The 19543-nt window shown below is 62.4% G+C and carries 16 protein-coding genes; 6 read left to right on the forward strand and 10 right to left on the reverse strand.

Annotation, left to right across the window (positions count from 1 at the left end):
* Positions 1-13: 13 nt before the first annotated feature.
* The 4 genes from B5526_RS21790 to B5526_RS21805 form a co-directional block, all read right to left on the reverse strand.
* A complete protein-coding gene (locus B5526_RS21790; RefSeq protein ID WP_079541481.1) occupies positions 14-1168 on the reverse strand; it encodes an iron-containing alcohol dehydrogenase in 1155 nt (384 codons plus the stop codon).
* A 134-nt stretch (positions 1169-1302) separates the two neighbouring features.
* A complete protein-coding gene (locus B5526_RS21795; protein ID WP_079541483.1) occupies positions 1303-2172 on the reverse strand; it encodes a sugar phosphate isomerase/epimerase family protein in 870 nt (289 codons plus the stop codon).
* 4 nt (positions 2173-2176) lie between these two features.
* Complete coding sequence (locus tag B5526_RS21800; RefSeq protein WP_079541485.1) at positions 2177-3526, reverse strand: MFS transporter; 1350 nt, start codon at positions 3524-3526, stop codon at positions 2177-2179.
* A 99-nt stretch (positions 3527-3625) separates the two neighbouring features.
* A complete protein-coding gene (locus B5526_RS21805; protein WP_079541487.1) occupies positions 3626-4495 on the reverse strand; it encodes a phytanoyl-CoA dioxygenase family protein in 870 nt (289 codons plus the stop codon).
* An 82-nt stretch (positions 4496-4577) separates the two neighbouring features.
* Here B5526_RS21805 and B5526_RS21810 point away from each other — a divergent pair, with 82 nt between their 5' ends.
* On the forward strand, positions 4578-5585 hold the full coding sequence (locus B5526_RS21810) for a LacI family DNA-binding transcriptional regulator (protein WP_172842080.1): 1008 nt from the start codon (positions 4578-4580) through the stop codon (positions 5583-5585).
* Positions 5586-5694: 109 nt separating this feature from the next.
* Here the strand turns inward: B5526_RS21810 and B5526_RS21815 are convergent, their stop codons facing one another.
* Positions 5695-7497 (reverse strand): acyl-CoA dehydrogenase family protein, encoded by a 1803-nt coding sequence (locus tag B5526_RS21815; protein ID WP_079541491.1) that lies wholly within the window; start codon positions 7495-7497, stop codon positions 5695-5697.
* 307 nt (positions 7498-7804) lie between these two features.
* Between B5526_RS21815 and B5526_RS21820 the strand changes: the two genes are divergently transcribed.
* The 3 genes from B5526_RS21820 to B5526_RS21830 all read left to right on the forward strand — a co-directional run bounded on the left by B5526_RS21820 (position 7805) and on the right by B5526_RS21830 (position 13455).
* On the forward strand, positions 7805-8980 hold the full coding sequence (locus tag B5526_RS21820) for an efflux RND transporter periplasmic adaptor subunit (RefSeq protein WP_433994659.1): 1176 nt from the start codon (positions 7805-7807) through the stop codon (positions 8978-8980).
* Positions 8977-12135 carry an efflux RND transporter permease subunit gene (locus tag B5526_RS21825; RefSeq protein WP_079541493.1) on the forward strand — a complete coding sequence of 1053 codons (3159 nt, stop codon included), beginning with the start codon at positions 8977-8979 and terminating at the stop codon, positions 12133-12135. The genes B5526_RS21820 and B5526_RS21825 overlap by 4 nt, the downstream gene beginning before the upstream one ends.
* A gap of 123 nt (positions 12136-12258) precedes the next feature.
* Positions 12259-13455, forward strand: coding sequence for an ABC transporter substrate-binding protein (locus B5526_RS21830; RefSeq protein ID WP_079541495.1), 1197 nt, complete (start codon positions 12259-12261; stop codon positions 13453-13455).
* A 126-nt stretch (positions 13456-13581) separates the two neighbouring features.
* On the opposite strand, the gene B5526_RS21835 is transcribed toward B5526_RS21830, so the two are convergent.
* Positions 13582-14328: a hypothetical protein gene (locus B5526_RS21835; RefSeq protein ID WP_079541497.1), complete on the reverse strand. Its 747-nt coding sequence runs from the start codon at positions 14326-14328 to the stop codon at positions 13582-13584.
* Between the two features lie 283 nt (positions 14329-14611).
* Here B5526_RS21835 and B5526_RS21840 point away from each other — a divergent pair, with 283 nt between their 5' ends.
* Positions 14612-15328 (forward strand): transporter, encoded by a 717-nt coding sequence (locus B5526_RS21840; protein ID WP_244562024.1) that lies wholly within the window; start codon positions 14612-14614, stop codon positions 15326-15328.
* 227 nt (positions 15329-15555) lie between these two features.
* Here B5526_RS21840 and B5526_RS21845 read toward each other — a convergent pair whose 3' ends face one another.
* Positions 15556-16356: an SDR family NAD(P)-dependent oxidoreductase gene (locus B5526_RS21845; RefSeq protein ID WP_079541501.1), complete on the reverse strand. Its 801-nt coding sequence runs from the start codon at positions 16354-16356 to the stop codon at positions 15556-15558.
* Position 16357: 1 nt separating this feature from the next.
* Positions 16358-16912, reverse strand: a complete 555-nt coding sequence (locus tag B5526_RS21850) for a carboxymuconolactone decarboxylase family protein (protein ID WP_079541503.1) — start codon at positions 16910-16912, stop codon at positions 16358-16360.
* Positions 16913-17264: 352 nt separating this feature from the next.
* Here B5526_RS21850 and B5526_RS21855 point away from each other — a divergent pair, with 352 nt between their 5' ends.
* Complete coding sequence (locus B5526_RS21855) at positions 17265-18452, forward strand: OpgC domain-containing protein (protein ID WP_079541505.1); 1188 nt, start codon at positions 17265-17267, stop codon at positions 18450-18452.
* Positions 18453-18485: 33 nt separating this feature from the next.
* Here B5526_RS21855 and B5526_RS21860 read toward each other — a convergent pair whose 3' ends face one another.
* Together B5526_RS21860 and B5526_RS21865 are read right to left on the reverse strand one after the other, a co-directional pair.
* On the reverse strand, positions 18486-18974 hold the full coding sequence (locus B5526_RS21860) for a DUF2059 domain-containing protein (protein WP_079541507.1): 489 nt from the start codon (positions 18972-18974) through the stop codon (positions 18486-18488).
* A gap of 160 nt (positions 18975-19134) precedes the next feature.
* On the reverse strand, positions 19135-19527 hold the full coding sequence (locus B5526_RS21865; protein WP_079541509.1) for an MAPEG family protein: 393 nt from the start codon (positions 19525-19527) through the stop codon (positions 19135-19137).
* Positions 19528-19543 lie beyond the last annotated feature (16 nt).

The raw sequence follows: 19543 nt of genomic DNA on the forward strand, positions 1-19543 counted from the left end.
GGCTCCAGGGTTGTTATGCGGCCAGAAGCAGGATTTCGCGGACCTGCGCGGGAGAATCGATCTTGCGCGGGTTGCGCGGGACCCACGGAGTTTTCATCGCAGCTTCCGCGATGCGGCCGAAATGTTCGGGGCCGATCCGGACATCCTGCAGGCTGCGTGGCAGGCCGAGGCCGCGGATGAACGCGTCCAGCACGTCGGCTGCGTCCCTGCCCGGTTCTCCCATCGCCTCCGTGACCAGCGCCTGCCGATCGGCATTGGCCTGCTTGTTCCAGCGCATTACTGCCGGCAGCATCACGCAGGAGGTATATCCATGCGGCACGTCGTAGACGGCGCCGAGCACATAGCCGATGCCATGGCTCGCGCCCATCGGCACCCCCGCGGACAGCGCCCCCATCGAGAGCCAGGTGCCGATCTGGCAATTCATTCTGGCGTCGAGATCGCCGGGGTTTGCCTTCACCCGCGGCAGCGCCTGCGCGAGCATCGAAAGTCCCTTCATTGCCTGCGCGTCGGCGTAAGGATGGGTCTCGCGCGAGCACAGGCCTTCGACGCAATGGTCGACAGCGCGGATGCCGGTCGAGAGAAACAGCCATTCGGGGGTGTGCATGGTGATGGCGGGATCGAGGATCACCGCGCGCGGGATGGTGAGCTGATGGCGCAGCATTTCCTTGACCTTGGTCCGCGCGTTGGTGACGCCGGCGGCCGCGCTGAACTCGCCGCCGGCAATCGTGGTCGGCACGCTGATCTGGCGCACGCTCGGCGCGGTCATCGCGGGAACCGTGCCCTTGACCGTCCGCAGCGGGTCGATGCCGTCCACGCTGCGAACATTGTTCGCGAGGCAAAGCTGCACGGCTTTCGCGCCATCGGTGATCGAGCCGCCGCCGACGGTGACAATGAGATCGGCGCCGGCCGCGCGGGCCTGCTCGGTCGCGGCAATCACCGCTTCGCGGGGCGTGTGTGCCGGCATCGCGTCAAAGGTCGCGACGCAACGCGACCCAAGCGCGTGGCGGATTTTTTCGATCGCGTCGGTTGCGCGGTTGAGCGTGCCGCTGACCATCAGGAACGCGCGGGTCTTGCCCAGCCGGTCCATCTGCGCGACCACAGCCTCCGCGGCCGGGCGGCCGAAGACCACCTCGTCCATGGCGCCGAATACGACCCGCCCACTATGCACGGCGATTGTCCTCCCGGGAGGATCTGGTTTTGTTAATTGCCGACAATCTAGCGGAGGAGGAGCGGGGAGGGGAGCGAAAAAAAGCACAGTCATTGCCGGTGCTGCGAAGCACCAGAACTCGGAATAACCGGAGATTAAGGCGCGCGCCGTGCTGTGCCGCGCGCTTCTTCATCAATGATGCGCTGCCACAACGCCCGCACCATGTCCTTCATGACCAGCGCGTCTTGCCAGCGGTCCGACAATTCGGCGCCGTCGGGACCGGTGATGGCGTAAGGCGGCGGACCGAGTTCGCACAGAAAGGTTAACACCGCATCGGGGCCGGCACGCTCCCGCCACGAGCGGATGGCGTATTCCCACCAGCCCATGAACAATTCGACCCAGCCCTGGTGCTGTGGGAAGCCGAGCGAGATTTGTACCTGCTCGCGGCTGGCAATCCGGCCGTGAATGCCCCAGGAATGATCGAGAATGCGGCGGATCAGCGCGTGGTTTACCTCGTCCACCGGCCAGGCGAATTCACGGCCGACGAGATAATGCGAGACGTCAGCCGTCAGCCGCAGGTCGGGAAAGCACTCCAACAGTCTTAGCGTGAAGAACAGATCCGTGGTCATGCGGTCGCGATGGGTCTCGACATGCACGGCGACGCCGGACTCCTCCGCCAGCCGCCGCCAGCCGTCCAATAGCGGAATGCAATCCTCGATCCGGTGCGGGCGCACGTTCGGCTGCAGGTTGACATGGTCGGCGCCGAGCCGCGTCACCAACTCCAGCACCGGTTTCAAATCGTCGATGGTGGCCGGATAGCACTGCGCCTGCCAGATCATGCCGTGCCCGCGCAGGAAATCGGTCACTTCCGTCGCGAAAGCCGGATCGATGAAACGCACGCCGGCGCCATCGAAGCCGGCGTCGCGGATCATCGCGAGCTGGGTTTGCAGCGGCCACTCCGGTTGATCAGCCCGCCGCCGCTCCATCGCCCAAAGCGACTGCAGGATGCGCAGTTGCTGCGCCACGGCGTTAGGCTTGCGCCGGCACGGCCGTCGCGTGCATCAAGCCATCGGACGTGTTGTCGACCGTGATGCTCTCCTCATAGGTCTCTGGCCCGGCCCAGATCGCGAGCGCGGTGCAGGCCGAGAGAAGTATGGCGTAGCACGCCACCGGCCACCAACTTCCGGACGCCGCCACCAGAGCGGTAGCGACGAACGGCGCCGGACCGCCTGCGAGCAGCGATCCCAATTCGCGCGCGAACGCAAACCCGGCAAAGCGTCGTTGCGGCGGGAACAGCTCGGCGAAATACGCCGCTTGCGGGCCGAACATCGCCGCCGTCACCACCGCCCGCGCGCCGATGAAGGCCACCGCGATCCAGATCCACTGTTTGGTTCCGACCAGCCAGAAGAACGGGAAGGCGAAGGCGATGCCGGCGAGCGCGCCGAACATATAGACCGGGCGCCGTCCGATCCGGTCGGAGAGCGCGGCAAAGCCCATAATGGCGAACAGCTCGATGACAAAGGCGAGCATCAGCGCGCTCAGTGCTTCGGATTTCGGCACGCCCAGCGTGCTGATGACGTAGTTCAGGCCGAACACCGGAAACAGATAGCCCAGTCCGTTTTCGGCGAGCCGCGCCCCCAGCACCACCATGAAGTTGCGCGGATGCCGGCGCAGCGCTTCCATCGCCGGATTGCGCTCGATCTTGCCGCGCGCGACCACGGCTTCCGTGAACACCGGCGTCTCCGCAAGCCGCAGGCGCACGAAAATGCCGAGCAGGATGAGCAGGAAGCTCGCCAGGAATGGCAGCCGCCAGCCCCACGACATCAAGTCCTCGCGCGGCAATACCGTCACCAGCGCAAACGCGCCGGCCGCGAGCAGATTGCCGACGGACACGCCGAGCGGGGCGAAACTGCCCCAGAAACCGCGCTGATGCGTTGGCGCGTTCTCAACCAGATAGATCACCGCGCCGCCATATTCGGCGCCGGCGCCCAGCCCCTGCACGACGCGCAAGGCGACCAGCATTGCCGGCGCCCAATAGCCGATTTGGGCGTAGGTCGGCAGCAAGCCGATCGCGGTGGTGCCGATACCGATCATCAAAAGCGTCGCCACCAGCACGGGCTTGCGTCCAAACCGGTCGCCCATGATGCCGAACAGGATCCCACCAAGCGGCCGTACGACAAAACCGACGCCGAAGGTCAGGAACGAAAGCAACGTGCCGACCAAAGGATCGCTCTTCGGAAAGAACAGATCGCCGAACACCAGCGCCGCGGCGGTGCCGTACAGGAAGAAGTCGTACCATTCCAGCGCCGACCCGACACTGGCCGCGAGTATTACGCGCAGGCGCGAGCGCATTGCACTATCGGCTGACATCTCCGTCATCGTTTCCCCCTGTTTTGTCTCTTGTCATTTGTTTTTGGCTGTTCGAGATTTTTAGCTGTTCGAAGTTCGAGCCCGTGCATCGCACGGACTCGTTCAAAATCACGCGGCGCGGGTGAAGTAGGATTTCTTCGCCGCCGACTGGGTTTCGTAGATGGATCCCTGCCGTTTTGCCGGTGGCAGCGGCAAGCGCACGGGGACTTCTGTCATTCGCGGCGCAATGACGGGATCGCCGGACAACAGGCGGCTGTTGAACTCATCAAAATCCTTCACCCCCATCAGCGGCCAGGCGTCGCTTGCGGCCACTTCATAGAGCAGCAGGTTGCGCGGGCGGTCGGATGTGTTCATCGCCGAGCCGTGGAGCGCCCGGACATGGTGGAACGACATGCTGCCGGCCCGCCCCATGCAGGGCACCGCGCGCTCGATCTCGCTTTTGATGGTGTCAGGATCGATCAGGCCGGCAAAGCAGCCGTCTTCGCCATGATGATTCCAGACCTCGCCTTTATGGGTGCCCGGCGTCACCAGCATCGGCCCGTTGGCGAGGTCGCAATCATCGAGCAGCACGCCGATCGCGAGCACGTCGTCATTGGTGTGCGGATAGAACGCCCAGTCCTGATGCCATTCGACCGGCGATCCATAACGCGCCGACTTCATGTTGAGCTTGGAGCCGTGCAGCCGTAAGCCCGGGCCGATCAGTTTCTTCAGGATGTCGAGGACCGCCGGACTGCGCACGATGTCGTTGAACAGCGCGTGCACCTTGTGCGGCGTCTTGATGCGGCGGACGCGGGGGCTTTCCGCGTTGTGGCCCGGTTCCAGATCGTAGATTTCGGTGTGTTCTGTCGTGTTTGACGCGCCGGCCACCAGCTCCGCGATCACCGAGCGCACCTGCGTAAGCGTCGTCGCATCCAGCACCTCGGGCACCACGATCACGCCATCGCGCTTGTAGGCCTGCACGTCTTGTTCTGAAATCATTGGACTTTTTTCTCCTGATAGCGCTACCATGGCCGAATGTTAGCGCTATCATTTGCCCCATGCAAGCCAAATGATGCATATCATGCTGGCGATGAGCACCCCCGATCCCACCGCACCGCATTCCGCGCCGACGCTGTCCGCCGTCGCGAAGCTCGCCGGCGTATCGTCGATTACGGTCAGCCGCGTGGTGCGTTTGCCCAACCTGGTTGCTCCAGAGACGCGCGGCCGGGTCGAGGCCGCGATGCGCGAACTGGGCTATGTGCCGAACCAGGTGGCGGGCTCGCTTGCCAGCGCCCGCACCAGTTCAGTCGGCGTGCTGGTGCCGACGATTGCGAATTCGATCTTCGCCGACACGGTGCAAGGCCTGTCCGACGAACTGGAGCCGCTCGGCTATGCCGTAATTCTAGCCCAGTCGCGCTACGACGCGGCGCGGGAGGATCGCATGCTCGCGGCATTGCTGTCGCGGCGTCCCGAGGCGATCATCATGGTGGGCTCGCCGGCGACCGAAGATGGCGCGCGGCTATTGCGGCGCGCCGGTATTCCGATTGCGGAGACGTGGGAGCTTCCGGCCGAGCCGATCGACGCGGTCGCGGGATTTGACAATTATGAAGCCGGCGTCGCCGTCGCGCGCCATTTCGTTGCACAGGGGCGCGAGAGTCTCGCCTTCATCGGCGGCGACGATCCCAGGGCGACGCGGCGCTGGAATGGATTCAACGACACGGTGCGGGCAGCTGGTGCAAAAGCGCCGCGCCGGCTGATTCTCGCGCGCAACGCTTCGGGCAGCGTTGCGGCGCTGGCGAATTTGCCCGGCGTGGACGCGGTGTTTGCCGCCAACGACGCGCATGCGATCGGCTTCATGTCCGGCCTGCGCGCGGCCGGACTCTTGCGCCATGGGCCGGCCGCGGAGCAACCGGTCGCCGTCATCGGCCTCGGCGATCTGGAAATGGGCCGGCTGATCTCGCCAAGCCTCTCCACCATCCGCGTCCACGGCGACGCCATTGGCCGCACCGCTGCCAAACTGATACTGACGCGCGAGGGCCCGCGCCATGTCGATCTCGGTTTTGAATTGGTGCTGCGGGATAGCGGGTGATCCCGTCATTCCGGGGCGATGCGTAGCGTCGAACCCGGAATCTCGAGATTCCCCGATGTGCAATTGCGCATCCGAGGTTCGCGCGATCGCGCGCCCCGGAATGACGGCGCTAAGTTAAAAGCCCGGCGATCTCGGCTAGCGCAACCTTGCGTTCCGAAAAAATAATGGCCGCCGCCTCGCGTTCCCAGTCGCGGGTACGCGGCTCGAGCGGATCTTGCGCGCTCAGGCGGTGTTCCAGGACAAGGCGCGCATACAGCGCCCGGCGCGCGTCAACGCCCGGCTGGGCTGCTTCCGATGTCATCAGGATCGCGCTTGCGACGTGATAGAGCGCGCTGGCGGCTTGCCGCGCATTCGCTTCCAGCGCGGGCTCGGCGGGGACGCGTTCGGCAAAACCAATCGTCCGGTCGAGGGTAAGGCGCAACTGGTTACGGAACACCGCCGGCACTTGCGTGGCCTCGTCGAGCCGTTTTGCGAGCGCGGTTTGCAGCGCGAGGTGGGCGCGGCTCTTGCCGACGGCGCGCGTCACAATGTCGAGCGCGTTGATGTTGCTGGTGCCTTCCCAGAGCACGCCGATATGGGCATCACGAACCAGCCGTGCATTCACCCATTCCTCGACGTAGCCGTTGCCGCCGCGGACCTCCATGGCGCCGGTCGCGACCGGGATGTTGTCGCGGCAGGCGCGGAATTTTAGCAGCGGCGTGAGAATGCGAAGCAGGCTTTCAGCCTCCTTCGAGCCGGCATTGGCGCGGTCCATCGCGCTTGCCGCAAACAGGAACATCGAGAGCGATTGTTCTGATGGTATCGCGATCTTCAGAAGCTGGCGGCGCAGCAACGGATATTCGATGATGGTCTTGCCGAACGCGATCCGGCTGCGTGCGCACACCATCGCCTCGTTGACGCAGCGCCGCATAATCGCAGCTGCCCGCACGCCATGCGAGAGCCGCGACAGGCTGACCTGCTCCATCATCTGCTTCAGCCCGTGCTCGGCTTCGCCGACCAGATAGGCTTCGGCGCCCTCCAGCAAAATCTCGCCGCTCGCCATCGAGCGCGTGCCCAATTTGTCCTTGAGGCGGACAATGCGATAGGCGTTGCGGCGGCCGTCCTTGAGCCGGCGCGGCAGCGCAAACAGCGCAAGCCCTTTGGTACCATCTGGCGCGCCCTCGGACCGCGCCAGCAGAAGCGCGACATCGGCGTCGGCGTGCGAACAAAACCATTTGTCGCCATAGAGCCGCCACACGCCATCCTCGCAGCGCGCCGTGGTTTCGATCGCGCCGACGTCGGAGCCGCCGGTGCGTTCGGTCATGAACTGCGTGCCCTTCCATAGCGTCGCGAGATCGCCGGAAAGCATTTTTGGTAAGAGGTATTCTTTGAGTTCGGCGCTGGCGAATTTGCGAATCAGATGGATCGAGGTGTCGGTCACGCTGATCGGGCACATCAATCCGAACTCGGCCTGCACGAACAGATATTGCAGGGCGTATTTGGCGACCGCCGGCAGCGGATGATCCATGCCGAGCGTGCCGGCGCGATGGCTCATGGCGTGAAACTGGAAGTCGCCGAACGCGATCTGTTCCATGTCGCGGTAGGAGGAATGATAATCGATCCAGTCCTCGTCGCGGCCGAAGCGATCACGCGCGTTCAGCACCGGCGGGTGCTTGTCGGCGATCCGGGCCAGTTCATCCAGCCGGCCGCCCGCGAGGCCGCCCAGCCGATCGAAATGCGGTTCCAGCCGCCGAAGGTCATCGGGCTCCAGATAGAGAGCGAGAAGATCGCGCAGGCCGCGATCGATGGCGTAGAAATTTTGCCCGGCGCAATCCGGTGCGATGGAATCGGAGCCGCGGCGTCGCTCCTGCGAATTCTCTTGTAGGTTCTCTTGCAGGTTGCCGGGCGATTTGCGTGACGGAGGCGCGTGCATATTGGACCTCGTTCCCCAGCCGATTGGCCAGCTAGACGCCATCCGCGACGACACGCAGCATGGCCGCGACCTGCCGCTCAATATCCCCTTCCGGCAGCTTTTTCCAACCCTATCGGTCGGTTCGACCAAATTTTTGGATAGGCGGCGCTGTCGACGCACAATGATTTTGCTTGATCCCGGCCGATACTTGAACAGACTGACGCCCGATCTCATCTTGGTCCTGCCGCCGCGACCGCGCGTTGGCAAAAAGTGGGGGAAGATAAAATTGAGCGCGACTGAGCCATCGGAGCCCCGAGCTCAACCACATATCTTCGGTTCCCGTTCACTGCGCCGCGTTACGCCGCTGGTTGCGTTGTTCGCGGTCACCTTGTCGGGCTGCGGCGACAAGCCGGCCCAGCCGGCTGCGGCGGCCGCCGCCGCGCCGCCGGTCACCGTCGCCCAGCCGGTCAAGCGCACCGTCACCGATTGGGACGAATTCACCGGAAGGTTCGACGCGGTCGAAGAGGTCCAGGTCCGCGCCCGGGTCGGCGGCTTCGTCACCAATGTCGAATTTCGTGACGGCGCTACCGTCAATACCGGCGATCTGCTCTACATCATCGATCCCCGCCCGTTCGAAGCGGTTGCCGAGCAGGCCGACGGCCAGCTCTCGGACGCACGCGCCAAGGCGGAACTGGCAAAACGCGAACTCGACCGCGGCCTGACTTTGAATCAAACCCAGGCGGTCTCGGATTCCGTCGTCGACCAGCGCCGCCAGGCGCTGCAGGCGGCCAGGGCCGCGGAGATGCAGGCCGAAGGCTTGCTGAAGGCGGCCAAGCTCAATATCGAATTTACCCACGTCATCGCCCCGATCAGCGGCAGGGTGAGCCGCCATCTCGTCAGCATCGGCAATCTCGTGCAGGGCAGCGACACTGGCGGCGGCACGCTGTTGACCTCGATCGTCTCGCTCGATCCGATCTACGTCTATTTCGATCTGGATGAGGCGACCTACCTCAAATACAACCGGCTTTATTTCGAGGGCAAGCGCCCGAGCTCGCGCGAGACGCAAAATCCGGTCCAGGTGGCGCTGACCGGCGAAACAAAACCGTCACATGACGGCAAGGTGGATTTCCTCGACAACCGGCTGGACGTTTCCACCGGCACGCTGCGCGGGCGGGCGGTGATCCCGAACAAGGATCTTTCCATCCTGCCCGGGCAGTTCGGCCGTGTCAGGCTGATCGCCAGCGCCCCATATGAGGCGCTGTTGCTGCCGGACACCGCGATCGCAACCGACCAATCGCGAAAAATCGTTTTCGTAGTCAAGGACGACGACACGGTTGAAGCAAAACCGGTCACCCTCGGGCCGCTCGACGAGGGCCTGCGGGTGGTCCGCGAAGGCCTCAAGCCGGAAGACCGCGTGATCGTTGATGGGCTGCAGCGCGCGCGTGTCGGGGCAAAGGTGAGCCCGCATGCCGCACCAGCGGCTCCTGCCGGCAGCAAGACATGAACCTCGGTCAGCTTTCCATCAACCGGCCGATCCTGGCGATGGTATTGTCCATCGTGCTGTTAATCGTCGGCGCCATCGCCTACACCACGCTCCCCGTGGCGGAATATCCGCAGGTCGTTCCGCCAACCGTCGTGGTCACCACGCAATATCCGGGAGCCTCCGCGCAAACCGTTTCCGACACGGTGGCGGCGCCGATCGAGCAGCAGATCAACGGCGTCGAGGATATGCTCTACCTCTACAGCCAGGCGACCTCGAACGGCCAGCTCACCATCACCGTCACCTTCAAGCTCGGCACCGATCTCGACAAGGCGCAGGTGCTGGTCCAGAACCGGGTCGCGATCGCGCAGCCGCAATTGCCGGAGGAAGTGCAGCGCAACGGCGTCGTCACGCGCAAGAACAGTCCTGATATCCTGATGGTCGTGTTCATGCTGTCGCCGGACGACACCTTCGACCAGCTCTATATCTCGAACTACGCGCTGCTGCAGGTGCGCGACCAATTGCTGCGGCTTGACGGCATCGGCGACATCCAGATCTTCGGCGCGCGCGACTACTCGATGCGGCTGTGGCTCGATCCCGACAAGATCGCCAACCTCGGATTGACGGCGGGCGACGTGCTGGCCGCAATCCGCGCCCAGAACCTGCAGATCACCGGCGGCCAGCTCGCCGCGCCGCCAATCGCGGATCGGTCATTCCAGCCAAACCTCACCTTCACCGGCCGGCTGAAGGATATCCAGCAGTTCGAAGACATCCTGGTCAAAGCCGGCGCCGAGGGGCGCACCGTGCGGCTGCGCGATGTTGCCCGGATCGAATTGGGCGCACTGGATTACACAACCAACAGCTTCCTGCTTCGGAAAACCGCGGTCGCGATGCTGGTGACCCAGCGCCCCGGCTCGAACGCGCTCGCCACCGCGAAAAACATTTCCGACGCCATGGTCCGGCTGAAGGCCGATTTTCCCAAGGGGCTCGATTACAATATCGGCTACAACCCGACCGAGTTCATCGCGCAGTCGGTCTCTGAATTGATCAAGACGATCTACGAGGCGATGCTGCTCGTCGTCATTGTCGTGCTGGTGTTCCTGCAGGGCTGGCGTCCGGCGATCATTCCGATCGTGGCAATCCCGGTGTCGCTGGTCGGCACTTTTGCGGCGATGGCTGCGCTCGGCTTTGCCATCAACAACCTCACCCTGTTTGGCCTCGTGCTCGCGGTCGGCATCGTGGTCGACGACGCGATCGTGGTGGTGGAAAATGTCGAGCGTCATCTGCGCGACGGCATGAGCCGGCGCGACGCGGCGCTCAAGACCATGGAGGAGGTCGGCGGCGCGCTGGTCTCGATCGCGCTGGTGCTTTGCGCGGTGTTCGTGCCGACCGCGTTTCTGGGCGGCATTTCCGGGCAGTTCTTTCAGCAGTTCGCCGTCACCATCGCGGTCGCGACCGCGATCTCCTGTTTCTGCTCGCTGACGCTGTCGCCGGCGCTGGCCTCGCAGATCCTGCAGCCGCATGAAGAGAAGCGGCCGCCGGCGAATTGGAATTTCATCGGGCGGGCTTGGGAAAAATTCACAACCCTTTTCAACCGCGGCTTTGACCGGGCGTCTCATCTCTATGGCAGTGCGGCCAATTTTGTGATCCGGCATTCGGCATTGATGCTCCTGCTCTATCTGGCGTTGATCGGCAGCGCCGGATGGCTGCTCGCCACCACGCCGCAGGGCTTTATTCCGGCGCAGGACCGCGGCTACATCATCGTCTCCGTGCAATTGCCGGGCGCGGCCTCGCTCGCGCGCACCACCGAGATCGTGCGCCAGATCGAGAAGATCGCGCTCGACACGCCCGGCATCATTCGCGTGGCGGTATTCGCCGGCCTATCCGGCGCGACCCGCACCCAGGCCAGCAATTCCGCGGCGCTGTTTCCGGTGTTCGAAGAGCCGGCCGTGCGTTTAAAGCAGGGTTTGACGGCCGCGAAGATCACCAGCGAACTGCGCAAGCGGCTCTCCGCGCTTGAGGGAGCTTTCATCATCGTCATTCCGCCGCCCTCGATCCCCGGCATCGGCACCGGCGGCGGTTTTACCATGCGCATCCAGGACCGGCAGGGCCGCGGCCCCGACTTGCTGGCCAAGGCCACCGACGAACTCGTCGCCGCGGCGCGCAGGACGCCGGGGCTGACGTCGGTGTTTTCACCTTACACCGCGAATACGCCGCAGACATTCGTCGATATCGATCGCATCAAGGCGCAAAAGCTCGGCGTGCCGATCCAGAACGTCACCGACGCGATCGAGATTTACTTCGGCTCGGCCTATGTCAACGACTTCAATATCCTCGGCCGCACCTATCACGTCACGGCGCAAGCCGATCTGCCGTTCCGCAAAGAAACCGCCGACCTCGCCCGCCTGCGTACCCGCAATGCCGCCGGCGACATGGTGCAGCTCGGCAGCGTCGTGAATTTCCAGGATATATCGGGACCGGACCGGGTCGCGCGCTACAATCTTTATCCGGCAGCGGAGTTGCAGGGCGATACCACGCCGGGCACCAGTTCGGCGACGGCGATCGACATCATGAAGCGGCTGGCGGCCGAGACGCTGCCGAGCGGATTTTCCTTTGAGTGGACCGACCTGTCCTATCAGCAGGTTACCGGCGGCAATCAAGGCCTCTATGTGTTTCCGATCTGCGTGCTGTTCGTGTATCTGGTGCTGGCGGCGCAATATGGCAGCTGGACGCTGCCGTTTGCCGTCATCCTGATCGTGCCGATGTGCCTGTTGGCTGCGACACTGGGCGTGCGCATCATGGGACAGGACGTCAACATCCTGACCCAGATCGGCTTTGTGGTGCTGGTCGGGCTTGCCGCCAAGAATGCCATTCTGATCGTGGAGTTCGCCCGCGACATCGAGCTCGAAGGCCGCGATCGGCTGGAAGCCGTGATCGAGGCCTGCCGCTTGCGGCTGCGTCCGATCCTGATGACGTCGTTCGCGTTCATCCTCGGGGTGTTGCCGCTCGTGGTCTCGACCGGCTCGGGATCGGAAATGCGTCAGGCGGTCGGCGTCGCCGTGTTCTTCGGCATGTTGGGAGTGACCTTGTTCGGGTTGGTCTTCACGCCGATCTTCTACATGATCGTGCGCAACCTGGCCGACGGGAAGCACGGCAAAAAGCCGGTGGCGGTCGGCTAGCGGCCGACGATCATCAATTCGCTGCTGCGGTGCCCGTAGATACTATTGGCTTAGTTCAAATAGATGGGCGACCTTAGGGTTATAAAATAATATCGTGCTCAGAACAGAGCAGGGGAGTCGGACATGAAATCGCAATTGTTGTACGCGGCCGTCGCGGCGTGCGCATTGTTGCTTGCGGGGCCAGCATCGGCACAGGGTGTAAAAATCGGCATCCTGAACGATCAGTCCGGGGTCTACGCGGATTACGGCGGCAAATATTCCTTCGAGGCGGCCAAGATGGCGGTCGAGGATTTTGGCGGCAGCGTGCTCGGCCAGAAGATCGAGGTGATCACCGCCGACCACCAGAACAAGCCCGATCTCGCAACCTCGATCGCGCGGCGCTGGTATGAGGTCGAAGGCGTCGACATGATCACCGAACTGACGACGTCCTCGGTCGCGCTCGCCATTCACGAACTATCGAGGCAGATGAAGAAGATCGACATCGTCGTCGGCGCGGCGACCTCGCGCCTGACCGGCGATGCCTGCCAGCCTTACGGCTTTCACTGGGCCTATGATACCCATGCGCTCGCGGTCGGTACCGGCGGCGCGCTGGTCCAGGCCGGCGGCGACACCTGGTTCTTCATGACCGCCGACTACGCCTTCGGCTATGCGCTCGAAAAAGACACCAGCGATCTCATCAAGGAAAAAGGCGGCAAGGTGCTGGGGTCGGTGCGCATCCCGCTGAACTCGTCGGATTTTTCCTCGTTCCTGCTGCAGGCGCAAAGCTCGAAGGCAAAAATCATCGGGCTCGCCAATGCCGGCCTCGACACCACCAACTCGATCAAGCAGGCGGCGGAGTTCGGCATCGTCAAGGGTGGCCAGAAACTCGCCGGGCTATTACTGACACTGGCCGAAGTCCACGGCCTCGGTCTGGAAGCCGCCCAAGGCCTGGTGTTGACGGAAGGTTTTTATTGGGATCATGACGACAAGACCCGCGAGTTTTCGGAGCGCTTCTTCAAGCGGACCGGCCGCATGCCGAACATGATTCAGGCTGGTACCTATTCGGCGACGCTGCAATATCTGAAGGCGGTGAAAGCTGCTGGCAGCAAGGACACCGAGGCGGTTGCGGCGAAACTGAAGGAGCTGCCGGTCGACGACATGTTCGCCCAGGGCGGCAAGGTCCTCCCCAACGGCCGTATGGTGCACGACCTCTATCTGTTCGAGGTCAAGAAGCCGTCGGAGTCCAAGAAGCCTTGGGACTATTACAAGCAACTCGCCGTGGTGCCGGGCGACAAGGCGTTCCTCTCGGCCAAGGATAGCGGCTGTCCGCTGACGAAATAGATGTCGTCCTGGCGAACGCCGGGACCCATAACCACCGAATTTGCTATTTTAAAAGCTGGAGCACCAGCTCAGCATAACCACGAACATTTGTGGTTGGGTCCCGGCTCAAGGCCGGGACGACGTATATCATCGTTCCGCGGGCACCAGCTGCGCCTTCGGTTCTCGCCACATCGCAAGCAGCGCAACGAACAGGGTGCCGGTGACGAGCGTACCCAGCGGAAGCCCGAGCATATGGCGGCCGGCCTCGTAATCTCCGACGGCCGTGCCGGCCGCCCTGACCATCACGATGGTCAGCCAGTAATACGGCAACGACCGGAGCAATCCGTTGCGGGCGATCACAAACAGCAGTGCCAGGATGGGAACCAGCAGCAGAGCGGCTCCGCCGTCGCCAAGTCCGAGATTGTGCGAGCAGTAATCGCCGATCACGGTCCCGAGCGTGCCGGCGATGAACATGCTGACCCAATAGCCCGCGTCCGCGCGAAGCACCGTATCCGAGGCGGAGTCTTTGGTGGATTGCTCGCGCCATGCGAACTGCCAGCTTGCAAACAGCGCGATGACGAGGGCCGCGGTCAAGCCGGCCATCACCAACTCCCGCGGAATTTTCATATCGCCCTGGGCGAAGTCGGCAAAATTCGTCGCCGCGGTTCTGACGATGATGATCGCGGTCCAGTAATACACTTGGTGGACGGAGCGGTCGAAGCGCTCGGTGACGAGGACGATGGCGAGCGCGAGCGCGAGATACGGCAATCCGGCGACGTGTCCCAATCCCAGATTATGCGCAAAGAGATCGCCCATGTTGGCGCCGAAGATGCTGGCAAGGCAGAGCGCGGCCCAATAGCGCGCGCCGAGTGTCGGCAGATGAATTTGTTGCATGGGGACCGTCTGATTTCGAATGGCTGGTTTTAGGTAGGCATCGGGATGAACGCGCGGGAAACTAATCCATGAAGCATCAAAATGGCCTCGGCAAGGTCGCGCAAGTCACTATGGCGTTTTTGACTGACTAAAATTGCGGCGACACCGGATGTTTCATGCGGCTGTTCTGGAACGCCGGCATCGTTTTCCTGCCGCATAGGATCGCGAAGCATCCCTTAAGAGGCCACAGGAGAGCGGCAACAAGGTGTGATGCCACGGACCTTTGATGTTGCGTAAATCGACAATGATCGCTGTTGCCACGGTTTTGTTGGTGCGCCCGGCGCTCGCCGGACCTCCTTACGTGTCCGACGATCCCGAACCGACCGATTACAAGCACTTCGAAATCTACACGTCCACCAACGGCACCGCCACGCGCGGCGACATCGGCGGCGCGTCGGGGATCGATTTCAACTACGGTGCCGCGCCCGATCTCCAATTGACGGCGACGTTACCTTTCGCCTTCGACAATCCCGCCGCGGGTAACGCCAGTTTCGGCCCGGGCAATATCGAACTCGCCGCAAAATACCGCTTTCTGCACCAGGACTCCTTCGGTCTCGACGTCAGCGTATTCCCGCGGGTGTTTCTGCCGAGCCCCACCAAAAACATCGGCAATAACGCCCCCTCGCTATTGCTGCCCGTATGGGTGCAGAAGGATTGGAACGGGGGATGGTCCGCCTTCGGCGGCGGCGGCTGTGTGATTAGTCCCCGCCCAGCGCAGGACTTTTGCCTGACTGGCGGCGTTGTCACCTACCAGTTGCTGCCCAAGCTGCAGCTCGGCGTCGAACTGTTCCACCAGACCGCCGACGGCAGTGGAACGCCGGCGACCTCGAGCATCGGGCTCGGCGCCCGCTACGACATCAGCGACACCTACCATTTGCTCGGCTACATCAGGCGGGGAATCGAGAACACCAACGAGACCGATCAATATTCCTGGTACACGTCGGTGCTTTTCACGTTCTGAGGATTTGCCAAGTTTAGGTTAAAGCGGCAGCGGCGATCGATTACTTCTCCCTCTCCCCGCCCTTCGCGGGGAGAGGGCTGGGGTGAGGGGCTGCTTCCGCAAATTGCGAACTTAGTTGTGTGCGGCGACTCCCCCTCACCCGGATTGCTTCGCAATCCGACCTCTCCCCGCAAGCGGGGCGAGGTGAGTGAGACTCGCGCGCCGCTCCAATTCAAAACCATCATGCTCTACCCCCGCCGCACGCTGGCGCCGCCGTCGACCGGCAGCGTCACGCCAGTGATAAAATTGGCCTCGTCGGATGCCAGGAACAAAGCGGCGTTGGCGACGTCCCAGCCGGTGCCCATCTTCCTGCGCAGCGGGACTTTGGCGTCGCGCTCGGCTTCGACCTCGGCGCGGCTTTTGTTGAATTCGCGGGCGCGGGTATCGACCGCCATCGGCGTATTCATCAGCCCGGGCAGAATGACATTGGCGCGGATGCCGTATTCCGCGTTCTGGTAGGCGAGCTGCTCGGTGAAGGCGATCATTGCCGCTTTGGTCGCCTTGTAGGCGACGTAAGGATAGGTGGTGATCGCCGCCATCGAGGAGATGTTGATGATGGTGCCGCTTTGTTGTTTCCGCATGATCGGGATCACGTGCTTGGCCGCAAAAATGCAGCTCTTGAGATTGATCGCGACGCAGCGCTCCAGCGCCTCCTCGGTGATGTCGAGCAGCCCGGCGTCGCCGCCGGCGAGACTGACACCGACATTGTTGTGCAGGATGTCGATGCGGCCCCAGCGCGAAAGCGTATCTTCGGCCATCGCCTTGAGCTCGGCATTTTTGGTGACGTCGGCCCTGAAGGCCGCCGCCGTGCCGCCCTTGGCGGCAATCATATCAACCGTCTCCTGCGCCGATTCGAGACGATGATCGACACAAAGCACGCGAGCGCCTTCGCGCGCAAAAGTCAGCGCCGTGGCGCGGCCGTTACCCATGCCTTCGCCGGGGCTCTGGCCGGCGCCGACGACGATGGCGATACGATCTTTCAAACGCATGTCAGGTCACTCCCGGGATCGGGTACTGTTGCAGTACCTCTTTATAATAGGGTTCGTTATCGATTTTCATGGTGGCGAGTACGCGCACGACCGCGCAATAGAAGGCGATGGTGAGCACGAGATCGGTCATGAGTTCGTCCGAGAGCGATTTTTTGATCTCGGCGAAGGTAGCTTCCGACATCGCCAGCTCGCGCACCATCTCGCGCGCGCCTTTCAGGGTCGCCTTGGCCAGCGGCTCGAGTTGGGAGGTCTTGCCTTCGGTCTCGGCCATCATGTCCGCAATATCCGCGTCGGTAACGCCGAATTCCTTGCCGATCTTCACATGATGGGTGAATTCATATTCCGATTTTTCCAGCCAGCCGACCTGCAGGATAGCGAGCTCGCGCAGCCGCGGGTCGAGCTTGCTCTTGAAGCGGATGTAGCCGCCGATGCCGTTGAAGGCCCGCGCCATGTCGGGCGAGTTGACCAAAAGCTTGTGCAGATTGGTGTTGCGCTTGAGCATGTCGCGATATTCGGGCGCGACCTGGTCGGCCTCGAGATAGGGCAGGCGGGCCATCTTGTTCGTTCTCCCTTGATGTAGTCGGCGGCCTCGGCAATCCCGTTCCGGGCTTGCTGGCGCGCCGCGGCTTCCCGGTCGTTTGGCCGGGGCCGTAGCAGACTTCCGCCTTTCGACCCATCCCGTATATTGACGCCAGTGTATTCTGGTAGGTAACAATGAGCACTCGTCAATCGACCTTAGGTTATGTTTTTAGCCGACGGTTTCCCTGAGATCATCAAGGGGGCACCGTGAACGCATTGATTATTCGGCGGCGCCAGGGCTTTCGCAAGTCTTCCCTTCCGCAAGTCTTCCGACGTCGCCTCTTTGACCCTTGCCGGGAAACCCAACGACACAAAGTGGATAAGGCACGATGGCCGATCAGGATCTAGAACCTCTCTCACTTGCCGTCGAGCGTGACCTCCGGCTCGATCTCTTCCGCGGCATCGGGCTGTGGATGATATTTCTCGATCACATTCCGCACGACGTGGTCGCCTGGCTGACGCTGCGCAATTACGGCTTCAGCGATGCGGCCGAGTTCTTCGTGTTCATTTCCGGCTATCTTGCCGGCTACATCTACGGTCCGATTGTGCGCGGTGGCCAATTTCTCGCCGCCACCAAGCGGTTATTGATGCGAGCCTGGCAGATGTACGTCGCCCACATCATGCTGTTCCTGCTCTTTACCGCGCAGATCGCCCGTACGGTCAGGAAATTCGACAACCCGATGTATGAGGATGAATTCAATGTTCATAATTTTCTCCAGCACCCCGACGTGCTGATCGGGCAGGCGCTCTCGCTGCGCTACAAGCCGGTCAATCTCGACGTGCTGCCGCTGTATATATCGCTGATGCTGGCTGCACCGCTGATCCTGTGGGGTCTGACGCGACGCCCGAACCTGACCTTGCTTGGCTCGGCTATCCTGTACGTTTTGGCGCGCTGGTTCGACTGGAATTTCGCCTCGTATCCGCCCGGTACAACCTGGTACTTCAATCCGTTTGCCTGGCAATTGATGTTTGTATTCGCGGCATGGTGCGGCGTCGGAGGCGTAGCCAAGCTCCAGTTCGTGATCCAGTCTCGCGTGGCGCTGGCAGTGGCCATTGCGTGGATTATCTTTGCGCTGCTGATCGTGATGACCTGGCACAGCGCGTTCCTGGAATCGTTGGTGCCGAAATGGATGATCAAGGCGATCTATCCAATTGATAAGACCGATCTCGATATGCTGCGCTTCACGCACTTCCTCGCGCTGGCGCTCGTGGTCTCGCGATATCTCCCGCGCCATTGGGCGCCGCTCACCTCCAAATGGCTGCGTCCGGTGATCCTGTGCGGTCAGCATTCGCTGCCGATCTTCTGCTTCGGCGTATTCCTGTCCTTTGGAGCGCATTGGATCCTGATGCAGTACACCAGGGGCGTCTGGGAGCAACTTGTCGTCAGCGCCGCCGGCATCCTGATCATGATCGCGCTCGCATGGCTTCTGGATCGGGCGGCGAAGGTCCCCAATTTGTTCGTCGATGCGAGCGAGTTCGGAGCAACCAAGGCGGCGATCGAGCCCGGGAAAGCGTGATCCCGGTCAGTCAGGTTGCGGCACGACGAGCCATTATAGTTTGTGGCCTTTCTGACGCAGCGCTTCGGTCAAACGGGCGCGTAAATCCTCGGCTGCCTTGCGGCTCGCATCCTGGCCGACCTGGTTCGTCTGCTGCGTGAGAGCCGGCGTCTTTTCGAGAAGCTTTTGTCCGACCGGCTGACGATAGAATGCCTCAATTTCTCGTAGCTCGCCCACCGTAAAATTGTTGGCATAGACGGCGGCGACGTCGTCGACCATCGCCGCATAATAAGGCTTAAACGCATCCTCGATCATCGGCATCATCGCATCGTAATCGCGTTCAATCTCCGGCCTGTCCTGGACCAGTGCAGGCTTGAGGGTCAAAAGGATCGCCGGCAGGAGCGCCTTGTATTGTTCGGCCAACTTCATTGTCGTCACCAGGCTGCGCGCCGCGGTCATGGTGTCAGGTGAGGGCGTTTGCGCGGGTGCAGCGCAAATTGAGAAGAGAAGCAGGCTGGCGACGATCAATGGGCGTCCGGACATGAGTACCTCCGATGACGGATCACGCGATTGAAAATTAAGTTTCTGGGCAAGAGCCTCTCGTATTCAAGCCTTTTCGCGCGGACCAATCTTGCGAAGGTGCCAGCGGGGTTCGGGTTTGTCCAGACGCGGGCTATTGTAGATTCTTGAGCGCGTGCCTTGGTCAGCCATGGACGAGGCGCCAGAGGATCGCGCCCAGCGCGCCGAGCCAAAGGATCATGGCGGCGCTGGCCTGAATCGCAAAGCCGCGCCCGCGCTTGTTGGCGGCTTCCGAATAGCCGGTCAGGTAGAGGAAGCGGCCGGCGATCCAGACGAGGCCAAGCACGGCGGCGAACGGGTCGCTGAGATAGATCGCGAACAGCCAGAGCGAGGGGAGGAAAATCGGCATCCATTCCAGTGTGTTCATCTGCACGCGAAACACCCGCTCGAAATCGGGATTGCCCGAGATGGCCGGCACTTTGATGCCGAATTTGGCACGTGCCTTCGACACCTGAATGGTGGTGAAGAAATAAAACAGGATAGCGAGGCAAGTGACGAGCGCCGTGAAGTGATACATCGCGAAAATCCCCCCT

Source organism: Bradyrhizobium lablabi (assembly GCF_900141755.1).
Lineage (GTDB): Bacteria > Pseudomonadota > Alphaproteobacteria > Rhizobiales > Xanthobacteraceae > Bradyrhizobium > Bradyrhizobium lablabi_A.